The 1,794-nt window shown below is 72.5% G+C and carries 2 protein-coding genes; both read left to right on the top strand.

The window, feature by feature from the left end; genetic code table 11:
• The coding region (locus tag ACWIF2_RS40645; RefSeq protein WP_454366726.1) for an FAD-dependent oxidoreductase at positions 1-1,189 on the top strand (1,189 nt) is incomplete at its 5' end.
• Between the two features lie 32 nt (positions 1,190-1,221).
• The gene (locus tag ACWIF2_RS40640; RefSeq protein ID WP_454366724.1) at positions 1,222-1,782 is read left to right on the top strand and encodes a PadR family transcriptional regulator; all 561 of its coding nucleotides are present in this window, start codon (positions 1,222-1,224) and stop codon (positions 1,780-1,782) included.
• Positions 1,783-1,794 lie beyond the last annotated feature (12 nt).

Genomic DNA, 1,794 nt, shown 5'->3' with positions numbered 1-1,794 from the left:
GCTCATGGGCGAGGTGTCCGTCCCGCTCGTCACCACCAACCGCATCAACACCCCCGAACTCGCCGAGGAACTGCTGGCCGAGGGCGCGGCCGACATGGTGTCGATGGCCCGCCCGATGCTCGCCGACCCGGACTTCGTCATCAAGGCGGAGGCCGGCCGGCCCGAGGCGATCAACACCTGCATCGGCTGCAACCAGGCCTGCCTCGACCACACCTTCAGCGGCCTCATCACCTCCTGCCTGGTCAACCCGCGCGCCTGCCACGAGACGGAACTCGTGCTCTCCCCGACCCGGCTGCGCAAACGCGTCGCGGTCGTCGGCGCCGGCCCGGCCGGCCTCGCCTGCGCCGTCTCGGCGGCCGAGCGCGGCCACGACGTCACCCTCTTCGACGCCGCGAGCGAGATCGGCGGGCAGCTCAACGTCGCCCGCAAGGTCCCCGGCAAGCAGGAGTTCGACGAGACACTCCGCTACTTCCGCACCCAGCTCGACTGGCACGGCGTCGACGTACGGCTCAACACCCCCGTCACGGTCGCGGACGTCGACGGCTACGACGAGGTCGTCGTCGCCACCGGCGTCAGCCCGCGCACCCCCGACATCCCCGGCATCGACCACCCGAGCGTCGTCGGCTACCTCGACGTCCTGCGCGACGGCGCCCCCGTCGGCGACCGCGTCGCGATCCTCGGCGCGGGCGGCATCGGCTTCGACGTCGCCGAGTACCTCACGGACTCCGGTGACAAGGCCCACGAGAACCCGGCGACGTACTTCCGCCAGTGGGGCGTCGACCTCGACTACCGCGGCCCCGGCGGCCTCGCCGCGCCCGAGCGGCCCGCTCCACCGCGCACCGTCCACCTGCTCCGGCGCAAGACGTCCAAGGTCGGCGCCGGACTCGGCAAGACCACCGGCTGGATCCACCGCGCCGAACTCAAGCACCGCGGCGTCACCATGGTCCCGGGCGTGCGCTACGACCGGATCGACGACGCCGGACTGCATGTCACGGTCGACGGTGCGAGCACGGTGCTGGAGGTCGACACGATCGTGCTGTGCACGGGCCAGGAGCCGCGCCGCGGTCTGTACGAGGAACTGGTCGCCGCCGGGCGCAGCACGCACCTGATCGGCGGCGCCGACGTGGCCGCGGAGCTGGACGCCAAGCGCGCCATCAAGCAGGGCACCGAGCTGGCGGCGGCGCTGTAGGGGGCCTGCCGCCCGTCCCTAGGATGACTGGTATGTCACTCCCGCACGCGATCCTCACCGCCCTGCTCGAGAAGCCGTCGTCGGGCCTGGAGCTGACCCGCCGGTTCGACCGGTCGATCGGCTACTTCTGGTCCGCGACGCACCAGCAGATCTATCGCGAGCTGGGAAAACTGGAGGCCGACGGCCTGATCCGGGCCCTGCCCTCCGAACAGCCGGCGCGCGGGCAGAAGAAGAGCTACGAGGTCCTGACCGCGGGCCGCGCCGAACTGGCCCGCTGGACCGCCGCCTCCCAGGACCCCAAGCCGCACCGCGACACGCTGCTGCTGCGGCTGAGGGCGGCGGCCGTGGTCGGCACAGCGGGCCTGGAGGACGATCTGCGACGCCATCTGCGGCTGCACGAGCGGCAGCTGGCGGAGTACCGGGAGATCGAGCGGCGCGACTTCCCGCCCGGCCGGGACGGCACCGAGGACCGGCTGCGGCATCTGGTGCTGCGGGCCGGCATCGACCTGGAGACGTTCTGGACCCAGTGGCTCAGCCGGGCCGTGGCGGAATTCGCCGAGCTCCCGGACGGCGAGCCGACCCGCCCGGCCTGACCGGGGTGTGAC

The organism is Streptomyces sp. NPDC055506, from assembly GCF_053643595.1.
This window is presented reverse-complemented; position numbering and strand designations above follow the sequence as displayed.